Genomic DNA, 23,952 nt, shown 5'->3' with positions numbered 1-23,952 from the left:
ACCAGAAAACAAGCTTCCCATTCGAATTTTACAAGTTCAAAATCAATTGAATGCAAAAACACAATAGAAAAACATTTGATATACAAATATAATAACTTCTTCTATCTGACCACAATGTTTGTTTTACAATTTTAATTTTAATTTTTAATTCCTTGTCAAGCAATGAGATTTCGGCTTTACTTATAATATTTTCTTAAGAAGAAACCACATAAAAACTTTAAAGCGAACTAAAACAATAATACGTATATTTCGTTATATTTATGGTTCAAAATATAGCGCATGCAATTTTCTGACAAAAGAAGTACCGGAAGATGGATACTTATTTTTACTTCATTTCTTATCATTTCCTTGATCCTATGGAATACCTATACTTTTTTTCAGATTTTTAAAAATGAAGAACGTCTCAAGATGAATCTTTTGGCCAAAGCCCAAAAAACACTCATCAACGCCGATGAAAATACCGATGTGGAACTTCCGCTTCAAATTTTTAAAAATAACACTTCTATTCCTGTCATTCTTACCGAAAATGACAGCATTATCAACACCATTAACATTGACGAAGCCATAGTAAAAAATAAATCGAAAGCTATGGATTTTTTATCCCAATTAAAGAAAGAAAATGACCCAATTATCATTGAATATGCGCCTAACAAATACCAGAAATGGTATTATGGAAACTCGGCTTTACTAAACAAACTAAAATATTACCCTATCGCCTTATTGCTGATTATTTTCTTATTCTCAGCTCTGATGTATTATTTTTATCGCAGTACTAAAATTGCCACTCAAAACAAACTTTGGGCGGGAATGGCAAAAGAAACTGCCCATCAGATAGGCACACCACTTTCGTCTTTAATAGGCTGGGTCGAAATCTTAAAAACAGAGAATATTGACCCCACAACCACAATCGAAATCGAAAAAGATGTTGATCGATTGCAAACCATTACCGATCGTTTTTCAAAAATAGGCTCCGAACCTGTTCTAGAAAAAAGCAACATTATAGAAGAAACTTTAAAAACCTACAACTACCTACAATCCCGATTTTCTAAGCAAATTGAATTTTCTTTTGAAAGTCCGAAATCCGAAATCTACACCATGCTCAATCCTACTTTGCACAGCTGGACTATAGAAAATTTAATAAAAAACGCCATCGATGCGATGAAAGGAAAAGGAAAAATTGCCGTTTCCATAGAAGAAGAACCACTGTATGTAAGAATTAATGTTACTGATACCGGCAGCGGAATCCCTAAAAATCAATTCAATACCATTTTCGAACCGGGATTTACCACTAAAAAAAGAGGCTGGGGATTAGGACTTTCTTTAACCAAACGAATCGTAAAAGAATACCACAAAGGAAACATCAAAGTTTTACATTCTGAAATTGGTAAAGGAACCACCATGCAGGTCAAATACAACAAAATCTAATTTATAACCCTGGATACAGGTCTCTTAACGACTGTATAAAACATTGTTTTTCTAACTAAGGCAGGCTTAGTAAGATATGAGTTAACAAATTTCAAATGTTCTTCTGAATTCTCCAGTCTTTTGGATATTGCCTGTTTTAAATCATCAATACTGCTTTTATTGAGATTATTTGCATTTTTTTCAAAATCCAAAAGAGTCTCCTGACATTTCATTAAATTATCTCTCGGCTCTTCAATCTTTCTTTTTATTTCTTCATCGGAAACTATCGGCTGAAATTGCTTATTCCTATAATTGATAAAATCGTTTAACTGCTTATTAGCTCTATTAAATTGATTTACAATTTCGGTAAATTTATTTCCTTTTTCACGTTCGCTTTCGTTTCGCCAAGCTGTTTTTGCATGGACAAAAGCCTGAGAAATATGCTGATTTCTCATCCCTCCCTTTTCGATTCGGTCAGCAACTCCCTTTAATTGTTCTATCCTGGGCAATTTTTCGAATCTTATTATTTCATTGGCAAAATCAAACTTTTGCTTTGCATTATCTCCGGCATAAACTCCTTCAGTAAATTCCTGATTAGTTATTGGATAATCCCGCAACTGCCATAAATAGTCAAATGGCATGTGTGTATTTATCATTAGCTCAGGATCTACCTTAAAGTGTTTGTCATCAAGTCTTCTGGTAAATATTCCATTAATAACATATCCAGAACCCCATGTTGGGTCAAACAAATACCATTTATTATCAATTCGGGCAGCATTCCAGGCATGAGATAAATTATCTACTTTTACTTTATTCCACTTTGTATATCCTGTAATCACCATTGATTTTACTCCAACTGAATTAGCCAATTGATTAAAAATACTGGCATAATCAAAACAAACTCCTTTTTTATCATTAAATGTCCTTTCAATTCGATCTTGTAATTTTTCATCAAATTTTACTTCGAACATATTATCAACATCATAACTAATTGTTTTAGCAACCCAATAATAAACCGCACGAATTTTATCATTTTCTGTTTGAAAATTGCTTTTGATATAAGAACTAATACTATCCATAGACTGATTGAAACCAAGCGGCATTTTATCCATTCTGTCATCAATTAAATCGTAATTTTTCTGGATTTTCTGTTTCTTTTGTGCCAAAACAGAAAAAGAACAAAAACAGGCTAATATCAAAAAAGTGTATCTCATAAAAATTTAAAAAGTACTAAACTACATCAAATATATAAAATAAGATTAATTCTACAAGATACGTCAATCTCATTTTTTTTAAACAAAAAAAATCGTTTAGAAATTACTCTCTAAACGATTTTTATAAATTGTATATTGTAAAAAACTACAAGTTAGCCCTAATTCCCTGAGCCAGTTTTTCAAATTCTTCTTTGCTTAAAGCTACTTTTTTCTGAAAACGTATATCCTCCATTGTATTTAATGGAATCAAATGTACATGAGCATGCGGCACTTCAATACCTATAACCGAAATTGCAATTCGGTTACACGGAATAGTTTTTTCTAAGGCAACAGCCACCTTTCTCGAAAACTGCATTAATCCTAAATAAACGTCTTCGTCCAAATCAAAAATCTTATCGACTTCTACTTTTGGAATACACAAGGTGTGTCCTTTAGCATTTGGATTAATATCTAAAAAAGCGAAATAATTATCATCTTCAGCAATTTTATAACATGGAATATCTCCGTTTACTATTTTGGTGAATATAGAGCTCATATTTATACTTTTTAATGGTGAAATTTACTCTCTTGTGATTTCCAGAATTTCAAATTTCAAAACACCGTTAGGGACTTTAATTTCGGCTACTTCACCTATTGATTTTCCTAATAATCCTTTCCCGATTGGGGATGTAACAGATATTTTCCCGGTTTTTAAATCGGCTTCACTTTCAGCAACCAAGGTATATTTCATTTCCATACCATTAGCCTGATTTTTTATTTTCACGCTTGATAAAACCAAAACCTTAGACAAATCAAGATTTGACTCGTCAATTAAACGGGCATTAGCATGAATTTCTTCCAATTTGGCGATTTTCATTTCCAACATTCCTTGTGCTTCTTTAGCAGCATCGTATTCTGCATTTTCAGATAAATCTCCTTTATCTCTTGCATCGGCTATATCTTGAGATGCTTTAGGACGCATCACCGTTTTTAAATAATCTAATTCTTCTCTTAATTTTTTAAGTCCTTCTGCTGTGTAATAAGATACTGTACTCATAACTTCATCATTTTATAAAATAGAAAAAATCCCATCGCAACGGGATTTCTTTCCACAAAGATAATATATTTTTTTTTAGTCTATAATTATATGTTAACCATATGATATTTCAAATGTAAATAAATTAAATTTGTTTCACTAATACTTTTACAAAATTAAAAACATGAAAAAAATCATACCACTTTTACTGATTAGTCTTTTGTTTTTTTCCTGTTCAGATAATGGCTTTAATAATAACAATCCCTATATACCCAACTATAATTTTTCGGTAGCATTCAACCTGAGTTTACCTCAATATTCGAATCTTAACTATGTAAGTAATGCTATTTATTATGCCGGTCCCGAAGTAGGACCAAGAGGAATTTATGTTTTCAATACTGGAGCCGGCTACAATGCTTTTGATGCCGCCTGCCCAAATCAGGCTCTGAGCAATTGTTCAACCTTAACACGCGATGGCATCAACTTAGTTTGCCCTTGTGATGATGAAGAATACAGCTTATTTACAGGTCAGGGAAAATTAAAATATCCCTTAAAACAATATCGTGCAGAACTAAACGGAAACATCCTTAGAGTATATAATTAAAATCAAAAAGCCTGAAAATTTTAAAATAAATTTTCAGGCTTTTTTAAATATAAAAAACTACAAATTAAAACTTCAATGTTAATCCCGCTAAGAAATTAGCTCCGGCTTGTGGATAATAATAAACATAGCCTCCACCATAATCAGCTCCATCCGAAACATAATGTCTATTTGCAATATTATTTGCCAATACACTTATTGTAATTGACTTAAAAACACTTTTAGGAAAAATAGTATAAGTAGCATTAAAATCGTTTACAAAATAATCATTTAATTTTCCTTGTCCGTCATTGATATTGTTCAAATATTGACTTCCCACAAATTTAGACAACAGGTTCAGCTGCAAATTTGCTACAGGAGAAAACAAAAGACTGTTAGCCGCAATTAATTTAGGAGAAAAAGCAATATTAGTATTTCCCAAATTAGCTGTACCGCTTCCGCTATCCAGTACAAAATCAATATTTTTATTGTCACTCAAGGTAAAATTAGGTCGGATTGCCCATTTTTTATCTAATTGAAAACTGGCATCAACCTCTATTCCTAAGCGATAACTTTTCCCAACATTAGTTCGAACCGGATTTCCTACATCATCCAATTCACCTGTTAAAACCAACTGGTCTTTGTATTTCATGTAATAACCATTGATATTTATCTGTGTTTTTGGAGCCACAAATCGCCAACCCAATTCAAAATCATCCATTCTTTCCGGTTTCACATTTCCCCCTTCATAATCCGTTCTGTTAGGCTCACGATTAGCTCTGGCATATGAAACGTAAACAGCATTTTTATTACTTAGCGTAAAATTAAAACCCGCTTTAGGATTAAAGAAATTGAAATTATCATTTACCAATCCTGTTTCTGCACTATTAGCTTGATAGTGCACATTTCTCAGCTGTGCATCAACATAAACATTAACAAAAGATCCAATTTGATAATTGATTTTTGCAAAAACATTTCCATCCGTTTTTGAAGCAAAGTCGTCATAATAGCGATCTCCTAATTCACTTTGAGAAGCAAATCGTGCCCAAATTACCTTTCCAAAATGATCGCCTTCATATTTATTCCAGCCTCCGCCTAAAATAACATCAAGCGTTTCATTTTTATAATTTGCCGAAAAAGTAGTCCCGTAAAAATCATTATCCAACCATTTTTGACGCACTAAATCAGTTGTAACCTCTGATCCTACAGGATTTAAACCGTAATCGGAAAAATCAGCATCTTCTTTGTAATTCTCATAATAGCCTTTCCCTTTCGTATAATGAAAAGCCAAATTGGTATTCCAGTTAGAGGACAATTTTTCATTCCAATGCAACTGATAGTGGTCTTGTTGGTAATTATCGGTTTCGTTGTCATAAAAACGGGTATTACCCGATTCGTCTGTATAAATTCCACCAAAATTAAACGTTCTATCTGAGCCCAAAGTAGCAGCATCAATTCCGTTCCAGGCTTGATATGTTTTTTCAGTTCCTCCAAAAACTAAGGCTTTAACCAAAGTAGTTTTGCCCACATAAGTTCCCTGCAAGAAATACGACTTTAAATCCGAACTTCCTCTATCAACATAACCATCTGATTTTAAAGCCGACAAACGTCCTGCCAATTCAAAATGGTCGTTCATTAAACCGGAACTAAATTTTACAGTATGCTTTCTTGTATTAAAACTCCCAAAAGAATTAGCAATTTCGCCGCTGCTCTTTTTGGAATAAGCATCAGTCAATAAGTTCAAACTTGCCCCAAAAGCACCCGATCCATTTGTTGAAGTTCCTACTCCACGTTGTAATTGCATGCTCTCTACAGAAGATGCAAAATCAGGCATATTTACCCAAAAAGTTCCGTGACTTTCCGAATCATTATAAGGAATTCCATTAACCGTAATATTCACACGGGTAGCATCGCTACCACGCACGCGAATTCCGGCATAACCAATTCCGTTTCCGGCATAAGAAGTACTCACCACCGATGGCATGTAATTCATCAAAGCCGGAATATCCTGGCCTAAATTGCGGGGAGCAATTTCTTTTTTGTTTAAATTAGAAAAACTAACCGGTGTTTTTGTGGTAACCCGAATGGCAGAAACCAATACTTCATCAAGTTGGGTAATTTTTGTAGTGTCTTTAACTTGAGAAAAGGAGAATAAAGAGAATAGAGAAAAGAAAAAAAACATCAAAAATTTTGAGCTTTGTGTCTTTGCGCCTTTACTGCGTCCGTTCGCTGTCGCTCGGTCGTGGCAAGAAAAAATAGTATTCATCCGTAATTGTTTTACGAATAAAAGGGGGAATTATTCTTTTTGTTTAATTAAAAATAGATTTGTTCAACCGAAATAAATCAATAGTTAGACTATTAATCTATCACATTTTCCCTTAGCAACATTACTCGCTCAGGTTCGTTGGGTATGATCTCAGCTCGTTATTTAGAGCACCCCTTTGAGACGGCGCAAAGGTAACACTAAAAAATCAAATCCCAAGGGACAAATTCTAAATTCCAAAAACTAGTCTTTAGACGATTTCTTATTGGAATTTTAATCTAAGTTTGGTTTTCTACGTGATTGCTTAATTTCAGATAAATTCTTTTTATCCTTAATTCGTTTTTTAATCACCGATTTTGGGACTTTTGTAGCCTTTCTGATTTTAGGAACATGGAGCCCTTTTTTAATCAGTTCCAAAAAACGTTTCGTGACAATTTCTTTATTTTTAAGTTGACTTCTGTCTTCATCACAATTCAGAATCAAAACTAAATCAGCAGTCAATCTTGAGGAAAGATTCGTTTCCAACAAGGCTTTTTCTTCCTCAGACAAAGCCTGAGAATTTTTCAAATCAAAAGACAACACCACTTTTGACGAAACCTTATTTACATTTTGTCCTCCGGCTCCACTGCTTCGAACCGCTTTATACTGTAATTCGGCTATGATTTTTTGAATTTCCATTTTTACAACGACTGATGGGCTTCTTTCAACAAATCATTTACGGTTTTCACCGGATTAAAAGTAATCAAAGGCACTTCGACAAAAACAGTAAGCCAATTAGCCATAGCTCCGTTCCACAAACCCGGTAATTCGTAACCTTTGATATCTTTTCCCTGATAATTTTTCTCCACTATAAAACCGCTATTCTCATCCACAAACTGATGCAAATCAAACTTTTCATTTTTATAATTTTTAGTCGCACAAACTAAATCCACAGGATTAAAATGAGTGGCATTGGCCATAATTTTAACCTGCTTTTTATTGTTCAAATCCACTTGCGAAGATTCTACAATTTGTAACGAAATTTCTTTTTCTGCATTTTTCACCCAAAAAGGACCTCCTCCGGGCTCGCCTTCATTTTTTACCATCCCGCAAACTCTGATAGGACGATCTAAGATGTTTTTGAGGAATTTTATTTTATTTTCGAAAGTATATAAATCAAAATCAGCCTTGATATCTACATTCAATTTTACTTTTAGGAAATTTTTAATCTCCTCAATTTGATTGTTCTCTGCCGTATAGCGGTCAATCAAATTCAAACAGGCAAAAATTTGCTGTTGCAATTCTAACAAAACACCGGCCAACGCTTTTTTATAAAGGGCAATTTTTTCATTATTGTGCAAAATAACATTATCAATATTTTTGATAAAAATAATATCGGCATCTAAACGATTCAAATTACCAATCAAAGCACCATGACCTCCTGGTCTGAAAAGTAATTTTCCATCCTCAGTTCTAAATGCTTTATCATTCATATTGACAGCAATGGTATCGGTACTTTTATCCTGATAAGAATAACTTACTTCAATACTCGTATGCGTTTCTTTTTCAACCTTATCCTTAACATTATTAATAATTTGCTCGAACTGTTCCTGATGCGACTCTGAAACCGTAAAATGCAAATAGGATTTATTGTTCGTACTGGAATAATAACCACATTCATACAAATGTTCTTCAATAGGTGTAGCAATTTTGCTAACATATTTATGAAAAGGCAAAATCCCTTTAGGCTTGGATGCAAAATCAAAATACTTCGAATCCAACATGAATTTTATAAAATAATAATTTTTATAATCACGGGACAAAGTGTCAAAATCGGGAAATTCCTCTTTTAATTTTGAGTAAATAACATCAAAAAAAGGCAACTTCTCCATTCCTACGATAAAAACGGGCAGTTTAGTATCTTTTTTTCTGTTGATATAGGCGTTAATAGTTTCTTTTTCGATATCAAACTCATTCAGAAAAGCCGTCAGAAATTTAAACATTCTACTGGCTGCTCCTGATGCCGGTACAAATTTCAACAACTTTAAATTAGATTTGTGTTCATCAAAAAAGTTCGCATTTTCTACAAATTCTTCTTCTGTTAATCTCAATATTCCATTACCAACAGTAGCCGGTTCCAGTAATTCCATCTTAGCAATTCCTTTCTTAAAAATAGCCAATTCTTTTTTGATATTTTCTAATGAAACTCCATGCTCTTTGATTTGTTCAAAATCTTGTTCTGACAATCCCATACTTTTAATTTTATTTAAATCATCAATTGATTTCGATTTTTCTATCACCAAATCTTTTACTTCACTCATGTAATTGCAATAAAATATTCTAAAATTACGACTCTAAAACTACTCTTTCATTGGTTTCCTTACGCTGGTTACTCAAAATTTTCTTCCATTCCAAATAACCATATATGGCAAGAATTGTAAAAATTAAATATTGCAAACTCGTAAAGGTATAACCCTTAAAAAAATACAAAGGTATCGAAATGAAATCTCCTACAATCCAAAAAATCCAATTTTCAATTTTTCGTTTCGCCATCAACCACATTCCAACAAAAAACTGTGCTGTTAACAAGGTATCTACATAATTATACCAAGAAGTAAATTTATCAAAATACTGATAGACCAAAAACACAAAAACCAAAGTTATAACGAAAATCAATGCCGCAATTTTATGTTCTTTTTTTGTAGCAACAGCAACCGGAAATTCTTCAACTTCTCCTTTTTTTCTGGTCCAATGGTACCAACCGTAAAGGCTCATTACAAAATAATATACATTAATCATCGAATCGCCTAACAATTCCCATTTCCAAAGTAAATAAGCATATATAGAAGTATTGACTAATCCTGTTGGAAAAACCCAAATATTATCTTTTTTGGCAAACCAAACACTCGCTAATCCAAAAAACACTCCTATTAATTCCAACACAATTTCCGATGTGGGATAATCAGCATATTGAGCAAAAAAGAAATCTATCATTTACTTTTTTTTTGAGTATTAAAAAAATCAGCGTCTTTTTCAAAAGCCGTTCCTATCACAACCAAATCAGCTCCCGATTCATACGCTTTTTGAATCCCTTGTCCATCTACAATTCCGCCTCCAACAATTAATGGAATTTCAATATTTTGAGCAACTAACCGAATCATTTCTTGCGGAACTGCCTCTTGAGCACCACTTCCCGCTTCCAAATAAATTAATTTACTGCCTAACATTTCTCCTGCCTGAGCAGTTGATAAAACCAAATCAAGATTGTCTCTTTCTAAAGGTTTGGTTTTACTCACCCTTTCAACAGCCGTTTCACTCCCACTTTCGATTAAAATATAACCGGTAGATAAAATTTCAAGTTGTGTTTGTTTTAAAATCGGTGCTGCATTCACCTGATGTCCTATTAAATAATCAGGATTTCGTCCGGACAATAAAGATAAAAACAAAATTCCGTCGGCATGATTCGAAATTTGAGAAGGATCGCCCGGAAAAAGAACTATTGGTAAAATACAATTCTGTTTAATTCTGACAATCAAATCGTCTAAAATTGTACTTTCAACAAGGCTTCCGCCAATAAAAACATGAGTTGCGGGAGATTGATTAATCTTGTAAATCAAATTTGCCAATGTATCCCAAACCACTTTATCCGGATCCAGAAGAATGGCCAATAATTTCCGGTTATTTGCCTTAGCAATTTGTATATCGTTGTAAATTGATGCTTTTTCCATGAGAAGGTAAAAGTAAAAAGTTTTTAGAGTACAGAAAACCATTTCGAAAGAATTATATTTGTTAACCCTTTAAAAATCCAAAATTCATTTCATCATGATTGCAATTGAATTGCTCGAAAAATACAACGGCATTGTAAAAAACTACAAAAGCGGCTATACTATTTTTGAAGAAGGCAAACAGCCAACGCATTATTACCAAATCATTTCGGGCGAAGTAAAGATGAACAATTACAATGATGAGGGCAAAGAATTCATTCAGGGAATTTTCTATAAAAACCAGTGTTTTGGTGAACCACCTTTATTTATCGATCAGGTTTATCCGGCGAATGCTGTTGCTGTAACAGACTCCGAATTGATTATAATTACAAAAGATAAATTCTTTGAATTACTAAAAAACAATTCCGAAATCAGCTTGAACATCATCAAAAATCTATCACAAAGACTCTATTACAAATCGGTTATGGCTGCCGAGATTTCGTCTCAGGATCCGGAGCACCGCGTACTGCGACTAATTGATTATTCAATCGAACAATTGAATTTTAAAAAAGAAGAAGCCGGTTTTCTAATCAATTTCACCCGACAACAAATAGGAGATTTAACTGGTTTAAGAGTCGAAACCGTTATACGGGCTATAAAATCCCTGGAAAAAAAAGGCGATTTAAAAATAATTAACCGAAAAGTATATCGCTAAAAAATAGTATTTCATATGATTTAAGTCATAAAATGCTGCTGTAGTGTCGTTGTAAATTTGTGGTATTAAAACAAATTATTATGACACTTTACAACACTACCTTCGAAAGATTCCATCAAAACTTTATCGGATCGGCCACTTTGAGCATTCTGGTACAAAGCTGTTTAGGCGGTGCAGCTGCCATGAGTATTTTAGCTAATGGCACCTCATTAATCCAAATGATACAACTGGCCATTATTGTGTTTATCAGCATTATTGCCAACACCTCTATTCTGGCTCAAATGACACATAAATTTATTTTTAACTGTGTACTTTTAAGTGCTGTTTCAAGTATCTTTTTTATTGTTATAAACCTTTTATAAAATGAAAAAAGACATCGAGAACAGAACCGATGTTAGCCTTTTGGTTCACACCTTTTATGATAAGATAAGAGCCGATGCCGAAATCGGCTTTTATTTTAACGAACTGATTCCTGACTGGGATTCTCATTTAGAAAAACTGACTGATTTTTGGGAAACCAATTTATTTGGTATTCGAAAATTTAAAGGCAATCCAATTGAAGTTCACAATAAAGTGGACAAGCATTTTAACGGTCAAATCAACGCAAATGAATTTGGGATTTGGCTTAACTATTGGTTTCAAACCTTAGATACTCTTTTTGAAGGAGAAAATGTGGAAATCCTAAAACGCAGAGCCCGAAAAATGGGTAGTTTTCTTTATTTGAATATGTTTAAAAACAGAACGAAAAATATAGAAACACAGATTAAAGAAATTCAATAAATCTTATAAATTTATCTTTGCACTACTTACTACTTTTGTTTCTCTTTGCGAAAAACCATTATGCTCTTTACGGTTAAAATAGCACGCAGATAATACAGATTTAAGCATATTTAAACTGCTTTTTAAAAATCTTTGCTCAGCTTTGTGCTTCTCTTTAGGACTCTTTGCGGAAAAAAATTGCGTTTAAATAGCCTATTTCTCCAAAACATACACTAAAGTAAAATGTTCTATTTCTTCAAAATAGACATTGAATTCTTTATGGACTCCATTAAAATTAAGACTTGCCGTGGTTTGGGTTTGATTTAAATCAAAATCATCAACTGCAATATGATCCTTAAAGCTGATTCCTTTTTCGTTGCGGATTTTAAAAATCGCTTCTTTGGCTCCCCAAATCACCGTTAGCTTTTTAACGTATTCCTCCGTTTTTTCACGATTCAGATATTGAAATTCGGCATCACAAAATTTATCGGCAATACGTATAATTTTCTCTCTTTGCAATTCAATATCAATCCCTACCGTTTCATCACTAATAATTATTGACGAAAATTCATAAGAATGGGTTATTGAAATATGCCTTCTATCATGAAGATGTGGTTTTCCAAATTCGTCGTAATACAAGTCAAAATCAGTGTAACCCGCTTCATTCAAAAGTTTGCGTACACTTAGAAAACCACGTTGATGCAATTCAGATTTCATTCCTTCAATTCGAGATTGACATTTAGGATTGAGACTTACTTCTTCAAATAATTGTTCTAAGGGTTCGGCAATCTTCCAAACGTAGATAGCGGTTACGGAATTAAATTGTATTTTTTTAAATAAAGGCATAAAGATTCTGGATTTCAGATTTCAGACTTCAGATTTCAAATTTGGGTTACAACTAGATTTAAGAAATCCATTTTGCTTGGTTTTCATAAATCAAAAATCCTAAATCGTTAATCTACAATCTAAAATACTTTCGATTAGGAACTTAAACAAATCATAAATGTCCCCGAATGCTTTTTAAATAATAAGTTATTACGTAAATTTGCAAAAATTTTACAATACAAATATACTATAAATGAGTACAACGACTACGCCATATGTGGCTTTCAAAGTAAAAGACATTTCTCTAGCGGCTTGGGGAAGAAAAGAAATTGAACTAGCTGAAGCTGAAATGCCAGGTTTAATGGCACTTCGCGCTGAATATAAAGACGAACAACCGCTTAAAGGTGCTCGTATTGCAGGATGTTTACACATGACGATCCAGACTGCAGTTTTAATTGAAACTTTAATTGCTCTTGGTGCTGAAGTTACCTGGTCTTCTTGTAACATTTTCTCTACTCAGGATCAGGCTGCTGCTGCAATTGCTGCTGCCGGAATTTCAGTTTATGCATGGAAAGGTCTTAATGAAGAAGAATTTGACTGGTGTATTGAGCAAACTTTATTCTTTGGCGAAGACAGAAAACCATTGAACATGATTCTTGATGACGGTGGAGATTTAACTAATATGGTTATCGATCGTTACCCTGAATTAGTTCCTGGAATCAAAGGATTGTCTGAAGAAACTACAACAGGAGTTCACAGACTTTACGAAAGAGTAAAAGCCGGAACTTTACCAATGCCTGCAATTAACATTAATGACTCTGTTACTAAATCTAAATTTGATAACAAATATGGTTGTAAAGAATCTGCTGTAGATGCCGTACGTCGTGCAACTGACTTAATGTTAGCTGGGAAAAGAGTTATCGTTTGCGGATATGGTGATGTTGGAAAAGGAACTGCTGCTTCTTTCAGAGGTGCTGGTTCTATTGTAACTGTTACTGAAATTGACCCAATTTGTGCTTTACAAGCTGCAATGGACGGTTATGAAGTTAAAAAATTAGATACTGTAATTGCTAATGCTGATATCATCATTACCACTACAGGAAATAAAGATATTGTTCTTGGTCGTCACTTCGAGCAAATGAAAGACAAAACTGTTGTTTGTAACATCGGACATTTTGATAACGAAATTGATATGGCTTGGTTAAACAAAAACCACGGTGCTTCTAAAATCGAAATCAAACCTCAGGTTGACAAATATACTATCAACGGTAATGACATCATCATTTTGGCTGAAGGTCGTTTAGTAAACCTCGGTTGTGCTACAGGTCACCCAAGTTTTGTAATGTCTAACTCATTTACAAACCAAACTTTGGCTCAAATCGAATTATGGAATAACAGCGCTGCTTACAACAATGACGTTTACATGTTACCTAAACATTTAGATGAAAAAGTTGCTGCTTTGCACTTAGCTAAATTAGGAGTTGAATTGGAAGTTCTTCGCGAAGATCAAGCTGCTTACATTGGTGTTGATGTAAAAGGTCCTTTCAAACCGGAATATTACAGATACTAGATTTTAGATTGCTGATTAGCGATTTATGATTTCAGATTTAGAACCCTTGCAGCAATGTGAGGGTTTTTTGTTTAAACGCAACCTACTTTTAAAAAAAATAAATATAAATTTCACACTTCTTGATTAAACCTTTTCGTTTAATTAACATCTTATGTTAAGTTTAACCAAATTATCATGAGTAAATACTTATCATTACTGTTCTTTTTTGCTTTTTCTTTTTATGCAACTGCGCAAAGCAATTATATCTTAAAAGGAAAAGTTCTAAACATTAACAACCAACTTCCTTTGGAATCGGCTACTGTGTATATCAGTACTGTTAAAGATTCTACTATTTTGGAATACACCTTAACAGACAAAAACGGAAATTTCAATTTTGCAGTTAAAAAAAATGAAAAACCCGTATTTTTAAAAGTAACCTATGTAGGATTTGAAACCTTTGCCGAAGAGCAAAAAGAAATCAATACCAACAAAGATTTCAACAACATTTACCTTGCCGAATCAGTAAACACACTTAAGGAAGTCACCATAAAAGGAGAAGATCCTCCAATCCGAATTAAAAATGACACTATTGAATTCAAAGCTAACTTATTCAAAGTTCGTCCGGACGCTAATGTGGAAACATTATTAAAACAACTTCCGGGAATGGAAGTGGATAGTGATGGAAAAATTACCGCTAATGGTAAAGAAGTGACTCAGGTATTAGTAAACGGAAAACCATTTTTTGACCGTGATGGTGCCATGGCCTTAAAAAACCTTCCTGCTGAAATTATCAATAAAGTTCAGGTTTCTGATTTTAAAACTAAAAAAGAAGAATATTCTAAAGACCAGGCAGCATCTGATAACGCCAGCATTAACCTGACAATTGACGAAGATAAAAACAAAGGTTATTTTGGTAAATTCCTTGGCGGATACGGCACTGACGACCGTTACGAATCCAGTTTTATCGTAAACTTTTTTAACAATAACAGAAAAATAAGCTTATTAGGATCTTCTAACAATATCAACGCTCCCGGATTCTCCATGGATGAAGTTTTTGATAATATGGGTGGAGGCCGAAACAACCAGGGTTCTACAATTAACAGAGGGCAAGCCAATGGTATTACAACATCTAATTTATTAGGAATAAACTATTCTGACGAATTATTTAAAGATTTTCAAACTACTGCCAGCTACGATTATTCTGATAGAAAAACAGAAAATGTTAGCTCATCAAAATCAGTTGAATTAAGACCTGACGGAAATTTTTACGACACTACATCTGATTCTAAAACAGAAAACAGGAACACAACTAACAAAGCCAACGTAGAATTGGAATACAAAATATCGCCTACGATGCGATTATTTGTCTCCCCAAGATTCAACTCTTCTATTTCAGAAAATTTTTCAGATTCAAACAGAAGAAGTATCAATACAACAGATGACATAGTAACGAATGCTTTTACATCAGAATCAACTAATAAAAACGAATCCAACAGCTTTAGCAACTCAATCAACTTCAACAAATCCTTCGAGAAAAAAGCCCGAAATTTAAGCTTTGTATTTAACAACAACAACAACAGTTCCAATTCTAATGGTTTAGTGTATTCAAAAACATTTCGTAGTCAGGAAAACGACACTATTTTTAGAGACCAAAACACCCGAAACAAAGGGATTAATGATTCGTATTCAGCCGAAATTGAATTTACAGAACCCGTAACCGATTCGATTCGTTTTAGAATAGGTATGGAATACAATTTCCAAAATTCCATTAACGACAATAAAACCTTTGACAATACCGGAACAGAGACTGATAAAATCTTTACTAATCTGAATGACGAACAAACCACTTACATTACTTCTAAACAAAGAAGCATCACACCAAAAGCCGGAATTCGATTTGAAAAAAACAAATTTACTTTCGACCTTAATTCTTCTACCAATATCATACAATACGACAACTATTCAGACTATCTGGGAGAAATAATCGATTTGAGAAGAAAATACATTTTACCTAACAGTAGTGCTCAAATTAGATACCGAGCCGACCGATCTAAATTTTTCACTGTTAGATACAACTATAATCAGTCTCTGCCATCAGCCTCTCAATTGCTTCCTATACAAAACGTATCGAACACTTTAAATACCATTACGGGAAATCCAAATTTGAATCCTACCGAAGCACATAGTGCTAATATTAACTATAGAAATTTTGATTTCCGCACCCGATCAGGATACAACCTGTACTTTAGAGCTAACTATTACAACAATGACATAATTGCAACTTCAAACTTTGATGAGAACAACATCAGAAGAACCAGTTATGAAAACATATCCGGTATTTACTCTTTTTCAGGGGGAGGTAGCTGGAATAAATCCATCAAAAAAGAAGAAAATTTATTACGCTATGGACTAGCTTTAAACACCAGTTATTCCTATTCAAAAGAATTTACTAACAACATATTGTATGGTGCAAAATCAACGGGAATATCGCCAAGAATTTACCTTAATTACGATTATGGTCAGTTTTTTACTATTGCGCCTTCTTATAATTTCTCATACAATGAAACGCAATACGAACTTAGTACACTTAATTCCAGATCCAATGTAGTACACCGACTGAATCTTCAAACCACAAGTTACTGGCCAACTAATTGGATTTGGGGGAATGATTTTGGATACACTTACAATTCTATCAATCAGGAATTCTACTTGTGGAATACCAGCTTATCTTATACTTTCTTAGACAAAGCATTTGTAGCCAAAGTAAAAATATACGATGTTTTAAACCAAAACCAAAGCATTACCCGAAACATATCCTCTTCGGCAATTACCGATAGCGAAAATACTGTTCTAAGACGTTATGCTATGTTTTCTCTTACCTATAAAATCCAGAATTTCTCAGGGATGAAAAATCCTCCGGGAAGAAGAAACCGAAACATGGAAGGTATGGACAGAGGAGGGGAACGCCCGGAAGGTTTTGGCGGCGGCCGACCTGGAGGCCCTATGGATTAATCAAACGCAATTATTAATTCAATTTTAACCAACAAATCCCCTTACTTCTTAAAAGTAAGGGGATTTGTTATTTAAACAAAAAAGCACAGACCAAATCAATTTACCATTTTAATTATTCTAATTCTCATAGAATATTATAGCGATTTATATTTGATAATTACTCAATAGAAAAGATGAATAGAATAGGACTTTAGCCCTATTTTACGAAAATACAGATTCAGCTTTAGCCAAATGTAAAATACCATTTTGGCTAAAGCCGATTACATAATTATTTCAAACTTTATTAAGCAATCAATCTGTATCCTAAAATATCCATCACACTTTTTTAAACACAAAAAAACCTGTTAGATAAGCTAACAGGTTTTTAAATAAATTGAGAAAATCAATTAAGCTTCTACTTCGAATGGAAGGATTGAAACATATGATTTATTATCTCTTTTCTTTTGGAACTTAACAATTCCATCTACTTTTGCATGTAGTGTGTGATCTTTACTAATGTAAACATTTTCACCTGGATTGTGTTTTGAACCTCTTTGTCTTACGATGATGTTCCCTGCGATAGCAGCTTGTCCTCCAAAAATCTTAACACCTAAACGTTTCGATTCTGATTCTCTACCATTCTTAGAACTACCGACACCTTTCTTGTGAGCCATGATGTTTTAGTTTTAATATTGTTATTACTCTTGAGTATCTTCTTTTTTAGCTTTAGCTACCTTTTTCTTTGGAGCTTCAACTTCTTCTGTAGTTGCTTCAACTGCTGCTTTTTTAGAAGCTGCTTTCTTAGCACCTGCTGCAGTAATACCTTCAATTACAATTTGAGTAAGATATTGTCTGTGACCATTTCTCTTTTTGTATCCTTTTCTTCTTTTCTTTTTGAAAACGATAACCTTGTCTCCTTTTAAGTGTTGTAACACTTTAGCTTCTACTGAAGCACCTTCTATAGCTGGGGCGCCCAAAGTTACATTCCCATTATCGTCTAACAAAAGAACTTTATCAAAAGAAACTTTTGATCCTTCTTCGCTAGCTAAACGGTGAACATAAACCTTTAAGTCTTTGCTTACTTTAAATTGTTGCCCTGCTATCTCTACGATTGCATACATACCAAATTGATTTATTGATTTTTAAGGATGCAAATATACAATTATTTTTTTACCACGCAATCACTAAATTTAAAAAAATATTTCTTCTCATTTTTACTTTATTTTCAATACTTTAGAAACCCAATTATAACTTATATTTTTGTTAAAAAAAGTTCGATTACCAAATCAATACTAAAAAAAAGTATTTTTGGATTAACAATATTACCTATTAAGTATTGCAACCTTATTTTTTACTAATCTTATATGAAAAAAACAATAATGGCAATTAGTACTGCACTTTTATTTGGCGGTGTCGCCACAGCCCAAAAAATAACTTTCGAAGAGTACGATTTAAACAATGGCATGCACGTTATCTTACACCAGGACAACAGCGCTCCTGTAGTTATTACTTCGGTAATGTATCATGTAGGCTCTAAAGACGAAAACCCAAACAAAACAGGTTTTGCCCATTTTTTTGAACACTTATTATTCGAAGGAACCCAAAACATCAAAAGAGGCGAATGGTTTAATATTGTTACGGCAAACGGCGGTGTAAACAACGCTAACACTTCAGACGACCGAACCTATTATTACGAAGTTTTCCCTTCTAACAATTTAGAACTGGCGCTTTGGATGGAATCCGAGAGATTAATGCACCCTGTAATTAACCAAATTGGGGTTGACACCCAAAAAGGAGTAATTAAGGAAGAGAAAAATTCGCGCTATGATAACCAGCCTTACGGCAAAATAATTGAAGCTGTTAAAGAAAATTTATTCACCAATCATCCTTACCGCTGGACAACTATAGGCTCTACAGAACATTTGAATTCCGCAAAACTGGAAGACTTTAAAGCTTTTAACGAAAAATTCTATGTGCCAAACAACGCTGTTTTAGTTGTAGCAGGCGATTTCGAACAAGGACAAGCGAAAGAATGGATTCAAAAATATTTTGGACCAATTAAAAAAGGAGATGAAATAAAACGAGAAACTTTTATCGAAAAACCTATAACCGAAACTATCAAAGCAACTCACATCGACCCAAATATCCAAATCCCGATGCTGGTTGCTGCTTACCGAACTCCGTCAATGAAAACCAGAGATGCACGCATTTTGGATTTTATTTCTTCTTATCTGAGCGATGGAAAAAGTTCTAAACTTTACAAAAAAATTGTAGATGACAAGAAAAAAGCACTGCAAATTGGCGCCGTAGGTTTTAACCAGGAAGATTATGGCATGTACATATTATACGGCTTACCAATGACAAACTTCACCAACGAAGATTTACTTAGAGAAATTGACGAAGAAATTGTAAAAATTCAAACCGAATTAATTTCTGAAAAAGATTATCAAAAACTACTGAACCAATTTGAGAATCAATATGTAAATCAAAACTCAAGTGTAGAAGGAATTGCCGAAAATTTAGCCAAATATTACCTGCTTTATGGCGATGTAAATCTTATCAATACCGATATTGACATTTACCACTCTATTACCAGAGAAGAAATTAGAGCCGTTGCCCAAAAATACCTAAATCCAAACCAGCGATTAATATTGGATTACATTCCTAGCCCTGAAAAAAACGAAAACTAAGCTATTTCGAAACATGAAAAAATCAAGTATATTACTCATTCTAATACTAGTCTCAGCAATCATGCAAGCACAAGAACGCAAACAACCCATAGCCGGAAAACCACCAGTTGTCAATATCAAAAAACCACAAAGTTTTACCTTAGCTAACGGACTCACTGTAATGATTGTTGAAAACCACAAACTCCCTAAGGTCACTTACAACCTTACTATTGACAATCCACCATTTGCCGAAGGAAACAAAAAAGGAGTTGATGAATTATGCAGCAACCTGATAGGAAATGGCAGTACTAAAATATCCAAAGAAGACTTTAACGAAGAAATCGATTTTATGGGAGCCACAATAGATTTCAGCTCCAGCAGTGCCCATGCCAGCTCGCTTTCTAAATTCTCAAAACGCACCTTAGAACTTTTAGCCTATGGCGCTTTAGACCCTAATTTCACTCAGGAAGAACTTGATAAAGAAAAAGCCAAACTAATAGAAAGCTTACGCTCTCAGGAAAAAAGTGTTTCGGCCATTGCCAGCAGAATGGTTAATGCGCTTTCTTTTGGAAAAAATCATCCTTCAGGCGAATTCATCACCGAAGAAAGTTTATCCAATATCACCCTGGAAGATGTCATCAAAAACTACAACAACAATTTCGCCCCTCAAAACGCTTATTTAGCAATTGTTGGAGATATTAAATACAACGAAATCAAACCGATAATCGAAGAACTTTTTGGTTCCTGGAAAAAAACAGACATCTCTAAAAGCATCTATCCTGACCCAGTAAACGTACCAACAACTCAAATTAATTTTATCGATGTTCCTAATGCCGTTCAATCAGAAATCTCAGTTGTAAACACCTACAATTTAAGAATGAACCACAAAGATTTTTTCCCTGCGGTAATTGCCAGTTACATTCTGGGAGGAGGTTTCAACAGCTACCTAAACATGAATTTAAGAGAAGCTCATGGCTGGACTTATGGTGCCAGCACTAATATTGGAGCCGGGAAATATGTAACCAATATCAGATCGGCATCGGCAGTAAAAAACAATGTAACTGATAGTGCCGTTGTAGAATTTATCAAAGAAATCAAAAAAATAAGAACCGAAAAAGTAACTACCGAGCAGCTTAACAATGCAAAAGCAGGTTACATTGGCCGATTTGTAATGAAAGCCGAAAAACCGGAATCGGTTGCCAGATACGCTTTGAACACAAAAACAGAAGACTTAGCTGATGATTTTTATGAAAACTACATCAAAACCATTAACGCAGTCACTAAAGAAGATGTATTAGCTGCCGCAAACAAATATTTTTTAATAGACAATTCGCGAATAATTATTGTAGGTAAAGCCAAAGAAGTTATTCCCGGATTAGAAAAACTCAACATTCCTATTTCTTATTTTGACAAATACGGAAATCCTGTAGGAAAACCTCAATTCTAAATAGTAGAAAATGTTATGAGTTAAGAACTAGACGTTACTATTCAACATCATTTAATTCTTAACTCATAACCCCTCACTTCTTCGCACTCAAATAAACACCGATTAAAATAACAAAAGCGCCAAAAAACTGAACGGGCGTTAGTATTTCATTATCCAATAATCCCCAAAACAGTGCTATAACAGGAATCAAATAAGTTACTGATGCAGCAAAAACAGGAGAAGCAATTTGTATTAATTTAAAGAAAAGAATATTAGCAATTCCAGTTCCTAAAACACCCAGAATCATTATAAAACAAGCAGCTTTTTGTGTTTTCTCCAAGTGAATTTGTTCCGGGAAACCTGAAAAAAGCAAAATAAGTATTGCCGGAATTAAAAGCACCACAAAATTCCCGGTCGTTATACTTACAGGACTTACGTCAGACAAATGTCTTTTTATCAAATTAACATTGGTAGCATAACTAAACGAAGCCATAATAATCAACAAAGCATAATAATAGTTTTGTTCCGGATTATTTTGAGCACCGTTATAAACCAAAAGTAAACTCCCTAAAAGCCCAATTAACAAACCCCAAAGTTGTTTTCGTTGAAAATCGATCCCAAAAAACAACACTCCTATTGCCAATGTATTCAATGGCGTCAAAGAATTTAGAATCGAAGTTACCGAACTATCTAATTCCGTTTGAGCAATCGCAAACAAAAAAGCAGGAAAAAAAGTTCCGAAAAGAGCCGTAATAGCAATGTATTTCCACTTTAACTTCGGAATAAGCATTAGACTTTTAAACCCGATTAGCAACAGAAAAAAAGAAGCAAAAATAATTCGTAACGAACCTACCTGAATGGCTGATAATCCCAACAGTCCTTTTTTTATTAGGATAAATGAACTACCCCAAATTAAGGAAAGAACCAGCAAATAAAACCATTTTAGTTGTTTGGATTCCATATTATTTCCACTCCAGCGTTTCCATCAAACGCTGCATATCATTTTTGATATAACTGGCCGCGGGCATAATCGAATCAAAATTAGGTTTGGCATAAAAATAAACTGAAGCCGTTAAAAAATGCTTTGTACTGTCGGTAGCATAAAACTGTGAGTTAGTTGCAGCATTTCCATTTACCCGATAAAACATGCCGTAAACTTTCTTTTGTTGATTCAAATAGGGTTGTTCCAAAATATCATTTGCTTTTATTACGTGCTCAAAAGTCAGTTTTTGAGCATCACGCAATAATTTATTAATATCATTATTTACCGGTTTATAAGTCAGATAAATTGTTGCTTTCATCTTAGGATAAGAAATCGTAAAACCACAGTCTTTTTCGCCTTTTATGATTGCTTTAGAATTCATTTCAAAAGTAAACGGGCATTGATTTTCAAAATGCGCATATTCAGCCACAGGATAATCCAATCGCAAATAACCCGATGGCTTAGGCAACACTTCATCTTTACAACCTGAAAACAACAACAAACCCAAAACACCAATTACAAAAACCGCAGTATTATAATTATGTTTTTTAATGGCACATTTTAAATTAAACATCAATGGTAACTTTTATCTGTTTGATACGTTTTTTATCTACAACCTCAATAGTAAACAGGCAATTTTCAAAAGTAATTTTTTGTCCTTTGACTGGAAAATTACCTGAGATTTCTAAAATAAACCCCGCCAAGGTTTCCGCCTCTCCTTTATTTTCTTCGAATATCTCTTCGTTTACATCAACAATTCGATAGAAATCCTTCAAATTAATTTTCCCTTCAAAAAGATAATTTCTATCATCAATTTGAGAGAAATTAATATCCTCATCATCAAATTCATCACTAATATCCCCTACTATTTCTTCGATTACATCTTCGAGAGAAACTAAACCCGATGTCCCACCGTACTCATCCACCACAATAGCAAGATGACTTTTCATGGACTGAAAATCCTTTAATAAATTATCGAGCTTTTTATTCTCAGGCACAAAAAACGGTTCTCTTATCAAAGTTGTCCAGTCAAATTGCTCCTTATCAATATGAGGCAACAAATCTTTGATAAACAAAACCCCTTCAATCTGATCAATATTATCCCGATATACCGGAATTCTCGAATAGCCTTTTTCTAAAATCTTAGCATATATTTCGCTGAAAGAAGCTGTAATTTCCAAAGCAAAAATATCAATTCTAGGACTCATTACCTGCCTGGTATCGGTATTACCAAAAGACACGATTCCTTCCAATATTTTTTGTTCATCAGTCGAAGTCTCATCAGTTGAAGTCAATTCTAAGGCCTGAGACAATTGGTCAACCGAAAAATTAGTCTTTTGCTTCCCTAATTTATTATGCAAATAAACCGTTGCCCCGCGCATAGGAATACTAATTGGAGAAAGCAATCTATCCAAAATCGAGATAGGATAAGCGATACTTTTAGCAAACTTAACATTATTTCTACTGGCATACACTTTAGGCATCACCTCTCCAAAAAGCAACAATAAGAAAGTCACAACGATAACTTCAAAAATAAATTTCAATACAGGCGAAGTAACTGCCGCAAACAAATCGGAACCAATAAAAGAGAACAGAATAACAACTCCTATATTAATGAAGTTATTAGCTACTAGAAGCGTTGCTAATAGTTTTTTAGGCCTTTGCAAAAGCTCGGAAAGAATTTTTCCTGTCGAAAGATTTTCCTGAAGCGTATCATCAATATCTTTTTGCGACAGCGAAAACAAGGCTACTTCGGCTCCCGAAACTACTGCTGAACAAAACAGCAATACAAATATTCCGGCAAAACCGAACAATAGATCTAAATCTACTGTATAAACGAAATTCAAACTGGGCTCTGGGTCCAAATTAAAAAAGAT

General features: G+C 33.7%; 23 protein-coding genes. 9 read left to right on the top strand and 14 right to left on the bottom strand.

The annotated features are described in order from the left end of the window. Window positions 1-279: 279 nt before the first annotated feature. Entirely contained in the window at window positions 280-1,425 is a 1,146-nt protein-coding gene (locus FDM27_RS06700) for a sensor histidine kinase (RefSeq protein WP_140485679.1), read from the top strand. Here the strand turns inward: FDM27_RS06700 and FDM27_RS06695 are convergent. From FDM27_RS06695 to greA, 3 genes are all read right to left on the bottom strand, one after another. Continuing rightward, complete coding sequence (locus FDM27_RS06695) at window positions 1,422-2,618, bottom strand: transglutaminase domain-containing protein (RefSeq protein WP_140485678.1); 1,197 nt, start codon at window positions 2,616-2,618, stop codon at window positions 1,422-1,424. The two genes, FDM27_RS06700 and FDM27_RS06695, sit on opposite strands and share 4 nt — an antisense overlap. 145 nt (window positions 2,619-2,763) lie before the next feature. Beyond that, window positions 2,764-3,153, bottom strand: a complete 390-nt coding sequence (locus tag FDM27_RS06690; RefSeq protein ID WP_140485677.1) for an HIT family protein — start codon at window positions 3,151-3,153, stop codon at window positions 2,764-2,766. 24 nt (window positions 3,154-3,177) lie between these two features. Then, window positions 3,178-3,654: a transcription elongation factor GreA gene (gene greA, locus FDM27_RS06685; RefSeq protein WP_035656904.1), complete on the bottom strand. Its 477-nt coding sequence runs from the start codon at window positions 3,652-3,654 to the stop codon at window positions 3,178-3,180. Between the two features lie 163 nt (window positions 3,655-3,817). Between greA and FDM27_RS06680 the strand changes: the two genes are divergently transcribed. After that, on the top strand, window positions 3,818-4,237 hold the full coding sequence (locus FDM27_RS06680) for a Rieske (2Fe-2S) protein (protein ID WP_071184693.1): 420 nt from the start codon (window positions 3,818-3,820) through the stop codon (window positions 4,235-4,237). 64 nt (window positions 4,238-4,301) lie between these two features. Here the strand turns inward: FDM27_RS06680 and FDM27_RS06675 are convergent, their stop codons facing one another. The 5 genes from FDM27_RS06675 to FDM27_RS06655 form a co-directional block, all read right to left on the bottom strand. After that, entirely contained in the window at window positions 4,302-6,479 is a 2,178-nt protein-coding gene (locus FDM27_RS06675) for a TonB-dependent receptor (RefSeq protein ID WP_140485676.1), read from the bottom strand. Window positions 6,480-6,749: 270 nt separating this feature from the next. Continuing rightward, on the bottom strand, window positions 6,750-7,154 hold the full coding sequence (gene arfB, locus FDM27_RS06670; protein ID WP_071184691.1) for an alternative ribosome rescue aminoacyl-tRNA hydrolase ArfB: 405 nt from the start codon (window positions 7,152-7,154) through the stop codon (window positions 6,750-6,752). 2 nt (window positions 7,155-7,156) lie between these two features. Next, complete coding sequence (locus FDM27_RS06665; RefSeq protein WP_140485675.1) at window positions 7,157-8,776, bottom strand: DUF4301 family protein; 1,620 nt, start codon at window positions 8,774-8,776, stop codon at window positions 7,157-7,159. Window positions 8,777-8,801: 25 nt separating this feature from the next. Continuing rightward, entirely contained in the window at window positions 8,802-9,449 is a 648-nt protein-coding gene (pnuC, locus tag FDM27_RS06660; RefSeq protein WP_140485674.1) for a nicotinamide riboside transporter PnuC, read from the bottom strand. Beyond that, complete coding sequence (locus tag FDM27_RS06655) at window positions 9,446-10,183, bottom strand: geranylgeranylglyceryl/heptaprenylglyceryl phosphate synthase (protein ID WP_140485673.1); 738 nt, start codon at window positions 10,181-10,183, stop codon at window positions 9,446-9,448. The genes pnuC and FDM27_RS06655 overlap by 4 nt, the downstream gene beginning before the upstream one ends. Window positions 10,184-10,277: 94 nt before the next feature. On the opposite strand from FDM27_RS06655, the gene FDM27_RS06650 reads away from it, so the two are divergent. The 3 genes from FDM27_RS06650 to FDM27_RS06640 all read left to right on the top strand — a co-directional run bounded on the left by FDM27_RS06650 (window position 10,278) and on the right by FDM27_RS06640 (window position 11,654). Then, window positions 10,278-10,874 carry a Crp/Fnr family transcriptional regulator gene (locus FDM27_RS06650; protein ID WP_140485672.1) on the top strand — a complete coding sequence of 199 codons (597 nt, stop codon included), beginning with the start codon at window positions 10,278-10,280 and terminating at the stop codon, window positions 10,872-10,874. Between the two features lie 80 nt (window positions 10,875-10,954). Beyond that, the gene (locus FDM27_RS06645) at window positions 10,955-11,236 is read left to right on the top strand and encodes a hypothetical protein (protein WP_140485671.1); all 282 of its coding nucleotides are present in this window, start codon (window positions 10,955-10,957) and stop codon (window positions 11,234-11,236) included. 1 nt (window position 11,237) lies between these two features. Further along, a complete protein-coding gene (locus FDM27_RS06640) occupies window positions 11,238-11,654 on the top strand; it encodes a group III truncated hemoglobin (RefSeq protein ID WP_140485670.1) in 417 nt (138 codons plus the stop codon). Between the two features lie 192 nt (window positions 11,655-11,846). Here FDM27_RS06640 and FDM27_RS06635 read toward each other — a convergent pair whose 3' ends face one another. Beyond that, window positions 11,847-12,479 carry a 4'-phosphopantetheinyl transferase family protein gene (locus FDM27_RS06635; protein WP_140485669.1) on the bottom strand — a complete coding sequence of 211 codons (633 nt, stop codon included), beginning with the start codon at window positions 12,477-12,479 and terminating at the stop codon, window positions 11,847-11,849. Between the two features lie 232 nt (window positions 12,480-12,711). Here FDM27_RS06635 and ahcY point away from each other — a divergent pair, with 232 nt between their 5' ends. Together ahcY and FDM27_RS06625 are read left to right on the top strand one after the other, a co-directional pair. Continuing rightward, complete coding sequence (gene ahcY / locus FDM27_RS06630) at window positions 12,712-14,028, top strand: adenosylhomocysteinase (protein WP_071184684.1); 1,317 nt, start codon at window positions 12,712-12,714, stop codon at window positions 14,026-14,028. Window positions 14,029-14,202: 174 nt separating this feature from the next. After that, window positions 14,203-17,019 carry an outer membrane beta-barrel protein gene (locus tag FDM27_RS06625; RefSeq protein WP_140485668.1) on the top strand — a complete coding sequence of 939 codons (2,817 nt, stop codon included), beginning with the start codon at window positions 14,203-14,205 and terminating at the stop codon, window positions 17,017-17,019. 386 nt (window positions 17,020-17,405) lie between these two features. Here FDM27_RS06625 and rpmA read toward each other — a convergent pair whose 3' ends face one another. After that, window positions 17,406-17,672: a 50S ribosomal protein L27 gene (gene rpmA, locus FDM27_RS06620; protein WP_026712573.1), complete on the bottom strand. Its 267-nt coding sequence runs from the start codon at window positions 17,670-17,672 to the stop codon at window positions 17,406-17,408. A 24-nt stretch (window positions 17,673-17,696) separates the two neighbouring features. After that, window positions 17,697-18,119 carry a 50S ribosomal protein L21 gene (gene rplU / locus FDM27_RS06615; protein ID WP_071184682.1) on the bottom strand — a complete coding sequence of 141 codons (423 nt, stop codon included), beginning with the start codon at window positions 18,117-18,119 and terminating at the stop codon, window positions 17,697-17,699. A 243-nt stretch (window positions 18,120-18,362) separates the two neighbouring features. Here rplU and FDM27_RS06610 point away from each other — a divergent pair, with 243 nt between their 5' ends. Beyond that, window positions 18,363-19,688, top strand: coding sequence for a M16 family metallopeptidase (locus FDM27_RS06610; RefSeq protein ID WP_071184681.1), 1,326 nt, complete (start codon window positions 18,363-18,365; stop codon window positions 19,686-19,688). A 13-nt stretch (window positions 19,689-19,701) separates the two neighbouring features. Further along, window positions 19,702-21,114 (top strand): M16 family metallopeptidase, encoded by a 1,413-nt coding sequence (locus tag FDM27_RS06605; protein WP_255510496.1) that lies wholly within the window; start codon window positions 19,702-19,704, stop codon window positions 21,112-21,114. A 73-nt stretch (window positions 21,115-21,187) separates the two neighbouring features. On the opposite strand, the gene FDM27_RS06600 is transcribed toward FDM27_RS06605, so the two are convergent. Genes FDM27_RS06600 through FDM27_RS06590 form a run of 3 tightly spaced genes read right to left on the bottom strand, consistent with a single transcriptional unit; the run spans window position 21,188 to window position 23,940 of the window. Then, complete coding sequence (locus FDM27_RS06600; RefSeq protein ID WP_140485667.1) at window positions 21,188-22,054, bottom strand: DMT family transporter; 867 nt, start codon at window positions 22,052-22,054, stop codon at window positions 21,188-21,190. A 1-nt stretch (window position 22,055) separates the two neighbouring features. Next, entirely contained in the window at window positions 22,056-22,649 is a 594-nt protein-coding gene (gldD, locus tag FDM27_RS06595; protein WP_140485666.1) for a gliding motility lipoprotein GldD, read from the bottom strand. Beyond that, a complete protein-coding gene (locus tag FDM27_RS06590; RefSeq protein WP_071184678.1) occupies window positions 22,642-23,940 on the bottom strand; it encodes a gliding motility-associated protein GldE in 1,299 nt (432 codons plus the stop codon). The genes gldD and FDM27_RS06590 overlap by 8 nt, the downstream gene beginning before the upstream one ends. Window positions 23,941-23,952 lie beyond the last annotated feature (12 nt).

This window comes from Flavobacterium sp. GSA192 (assembly GCF_006386525.1).
Classification (GTDB): domain Bacteria; phylum Bacteroidota; class Bacteroidia; order Flavobacteriales; family Flavobacteriaceae; genus Flavobacterium; species Flavobacterium commune.
This window is presented reverse-complemented; position numbering and strand designations above follow the sequence as displayed.

Excerpts from the sequence above, each read along its gene's own strand:
- FDM27_RS06690 (WP_140485677.1), bottom strand. The coding sequence starts at position 3,153 with ATGAGCTCTATATTCACCAAAATAGTAAACGGAGATATTCCATGTTAT.
- FDM27_RS06675 (WP_140485676.1), bottom strand. The coding sequence starts at position 6,479 with ATGAATACTATTTTTTCTTGCCACGACCGAGCGACAGCGAACGGACGC.
- FDM27_RS06700 (WP_140485679.1), top strand. The coding sequence starts at position 280 with ATGCAATTTTCTGACAAAAGAAGTACCGGAAGATGGATACTTATTTTT.
- FDM27_RS06695 (WP_140485678.1), bottom strand. The coding sequence starts at position 2,618 with ATGAGATACACTTTTTTGATATTAGCCTGTTTTTGTTCTTTTTCTGTT.
- FDM27_RS06680 (WP_071184693.1), top strand. The coding sequence starts at position 3,818 with ATGAAAAAAATCATACCACTTTTACTGATTAGTCTTTTGTTTTTTTCC.
- FDM27_RS06640 (WP_140485670.1), top strand. The coding sequence starts at position 11,238 with ATGAAAAAAGACATCGAGAACAGAACCGATGTTAGCCTTTTGGTTCAC.
- FDM27_RS06605 (WP_255510496.1), top strand. The coding sequence starts at position 19,702 with ATGAAAAAATCAAGTATATTACTCATTCTAATACTAGTCTCAGCAATC.
- FDM27_RS06665 (WP_140485675.1), bottom strand. The coding sequence starts at position 8,776 with ATGAGTGAAGTAAAAGATTTGGTGATAGAAAAATCGAAATCAATTGAT.
- arfB (WP_071184691.1), bottom strand. The coding sequence starts at position 7,154 with ATGGAAATTCAAAAAATCATAGCCGAATTACAGTATAAAGCGGTTCGA.
- FDM27_RS06645 (WP_140485671.1), top strand. The coding sequence starts at position 10,955 with ATGACACTTTACAACACTACCTTCGAAAGATTCCATCAAAACTTTATC.
- FDM27_RS06650 (WP_140485672.1), top strand. The coding sequence starts at position 10,278 with ATGATTGCAATTGAATTGCTCGAAAAATACAACGGCATTGTAAAAAAC.
- pnuC (WP_140485674.1), bottom strand. The coding sequence starts at position 9,449 with ATGATAGATTTCTTTTTTGCTCAATATGCTGATTATCCCACATCGGAA.
- gldD (WP_140485666.1), bottom strand. The coding sequence starts at position 22,649 with ATGTTTAATTTAAAATGTGCCATTAAAAAACATAATTATAATACTGCG.
- FDM27_RS06625 (WP_140485668.1), top strand. The coding sequence starts at position 14,203 with ATGAGTAAATACTTATCATTACTGTTCTTTTTTGCTTTTTCTTTTTAT.
- rplU (WP_071184682.1), bottom strand. The coding sequence starts at position 18,119 with ATGTATGCAATCGTAGAGATAGCAGGGCAACAATTTAAAGTAAGCAAA.
- FDM27_RS06635 (WP_140485669.1), bottom strand. The coding sequence starts at position 12,479 with ATGCCTTTATTTAAAAAAATACAATTTAATTCCGTAACCGCTATCTAC.
- FDM27_RS06655 (WP_140485673.1), bottom strand. The coding sequence starts at position 10,183 with ATGGAAAAAGCATCAATTTACAACGATATACAAATTGCTAAGGCAAAT.
- FDM27_RS06600 (WP_140485667.1), bottom strand. The coding sequence starts at position 22,054 with ATGGAATCCAAACAACTAAAATGGTTTTATTTGCTGGTTCTTTCCTTA.
- ahcY (WP_071184684.1), top strand. The coding sequence starts at position 12,712 with ATGAGTACAACGACTACGCCATATGTGGCTTTCAAAGTAAAAGACATT.
- FDM27_RS06610 (WP_071184681.1), top strand. The coding sequence starts at position 18,363 with ATGAAAAAAACAATAATGGCAATTAGTACTGCACTTTTATTTGGCGGT.
- greA (WP_035656904.1), bottom strand. The coding sequence starts at position 3,654 with ATGAGTACAGTATCTTATTACACAGCAGAAGGACTTAAAAAATTAAGA.
- rpmA (WP_026712573.1), bottom strand. The coding sequence starts at position 17,672 with ATGGCTCACAAGAAAGGTGTCGGTAGTTCTAAGAATGGTAGAGAATCA.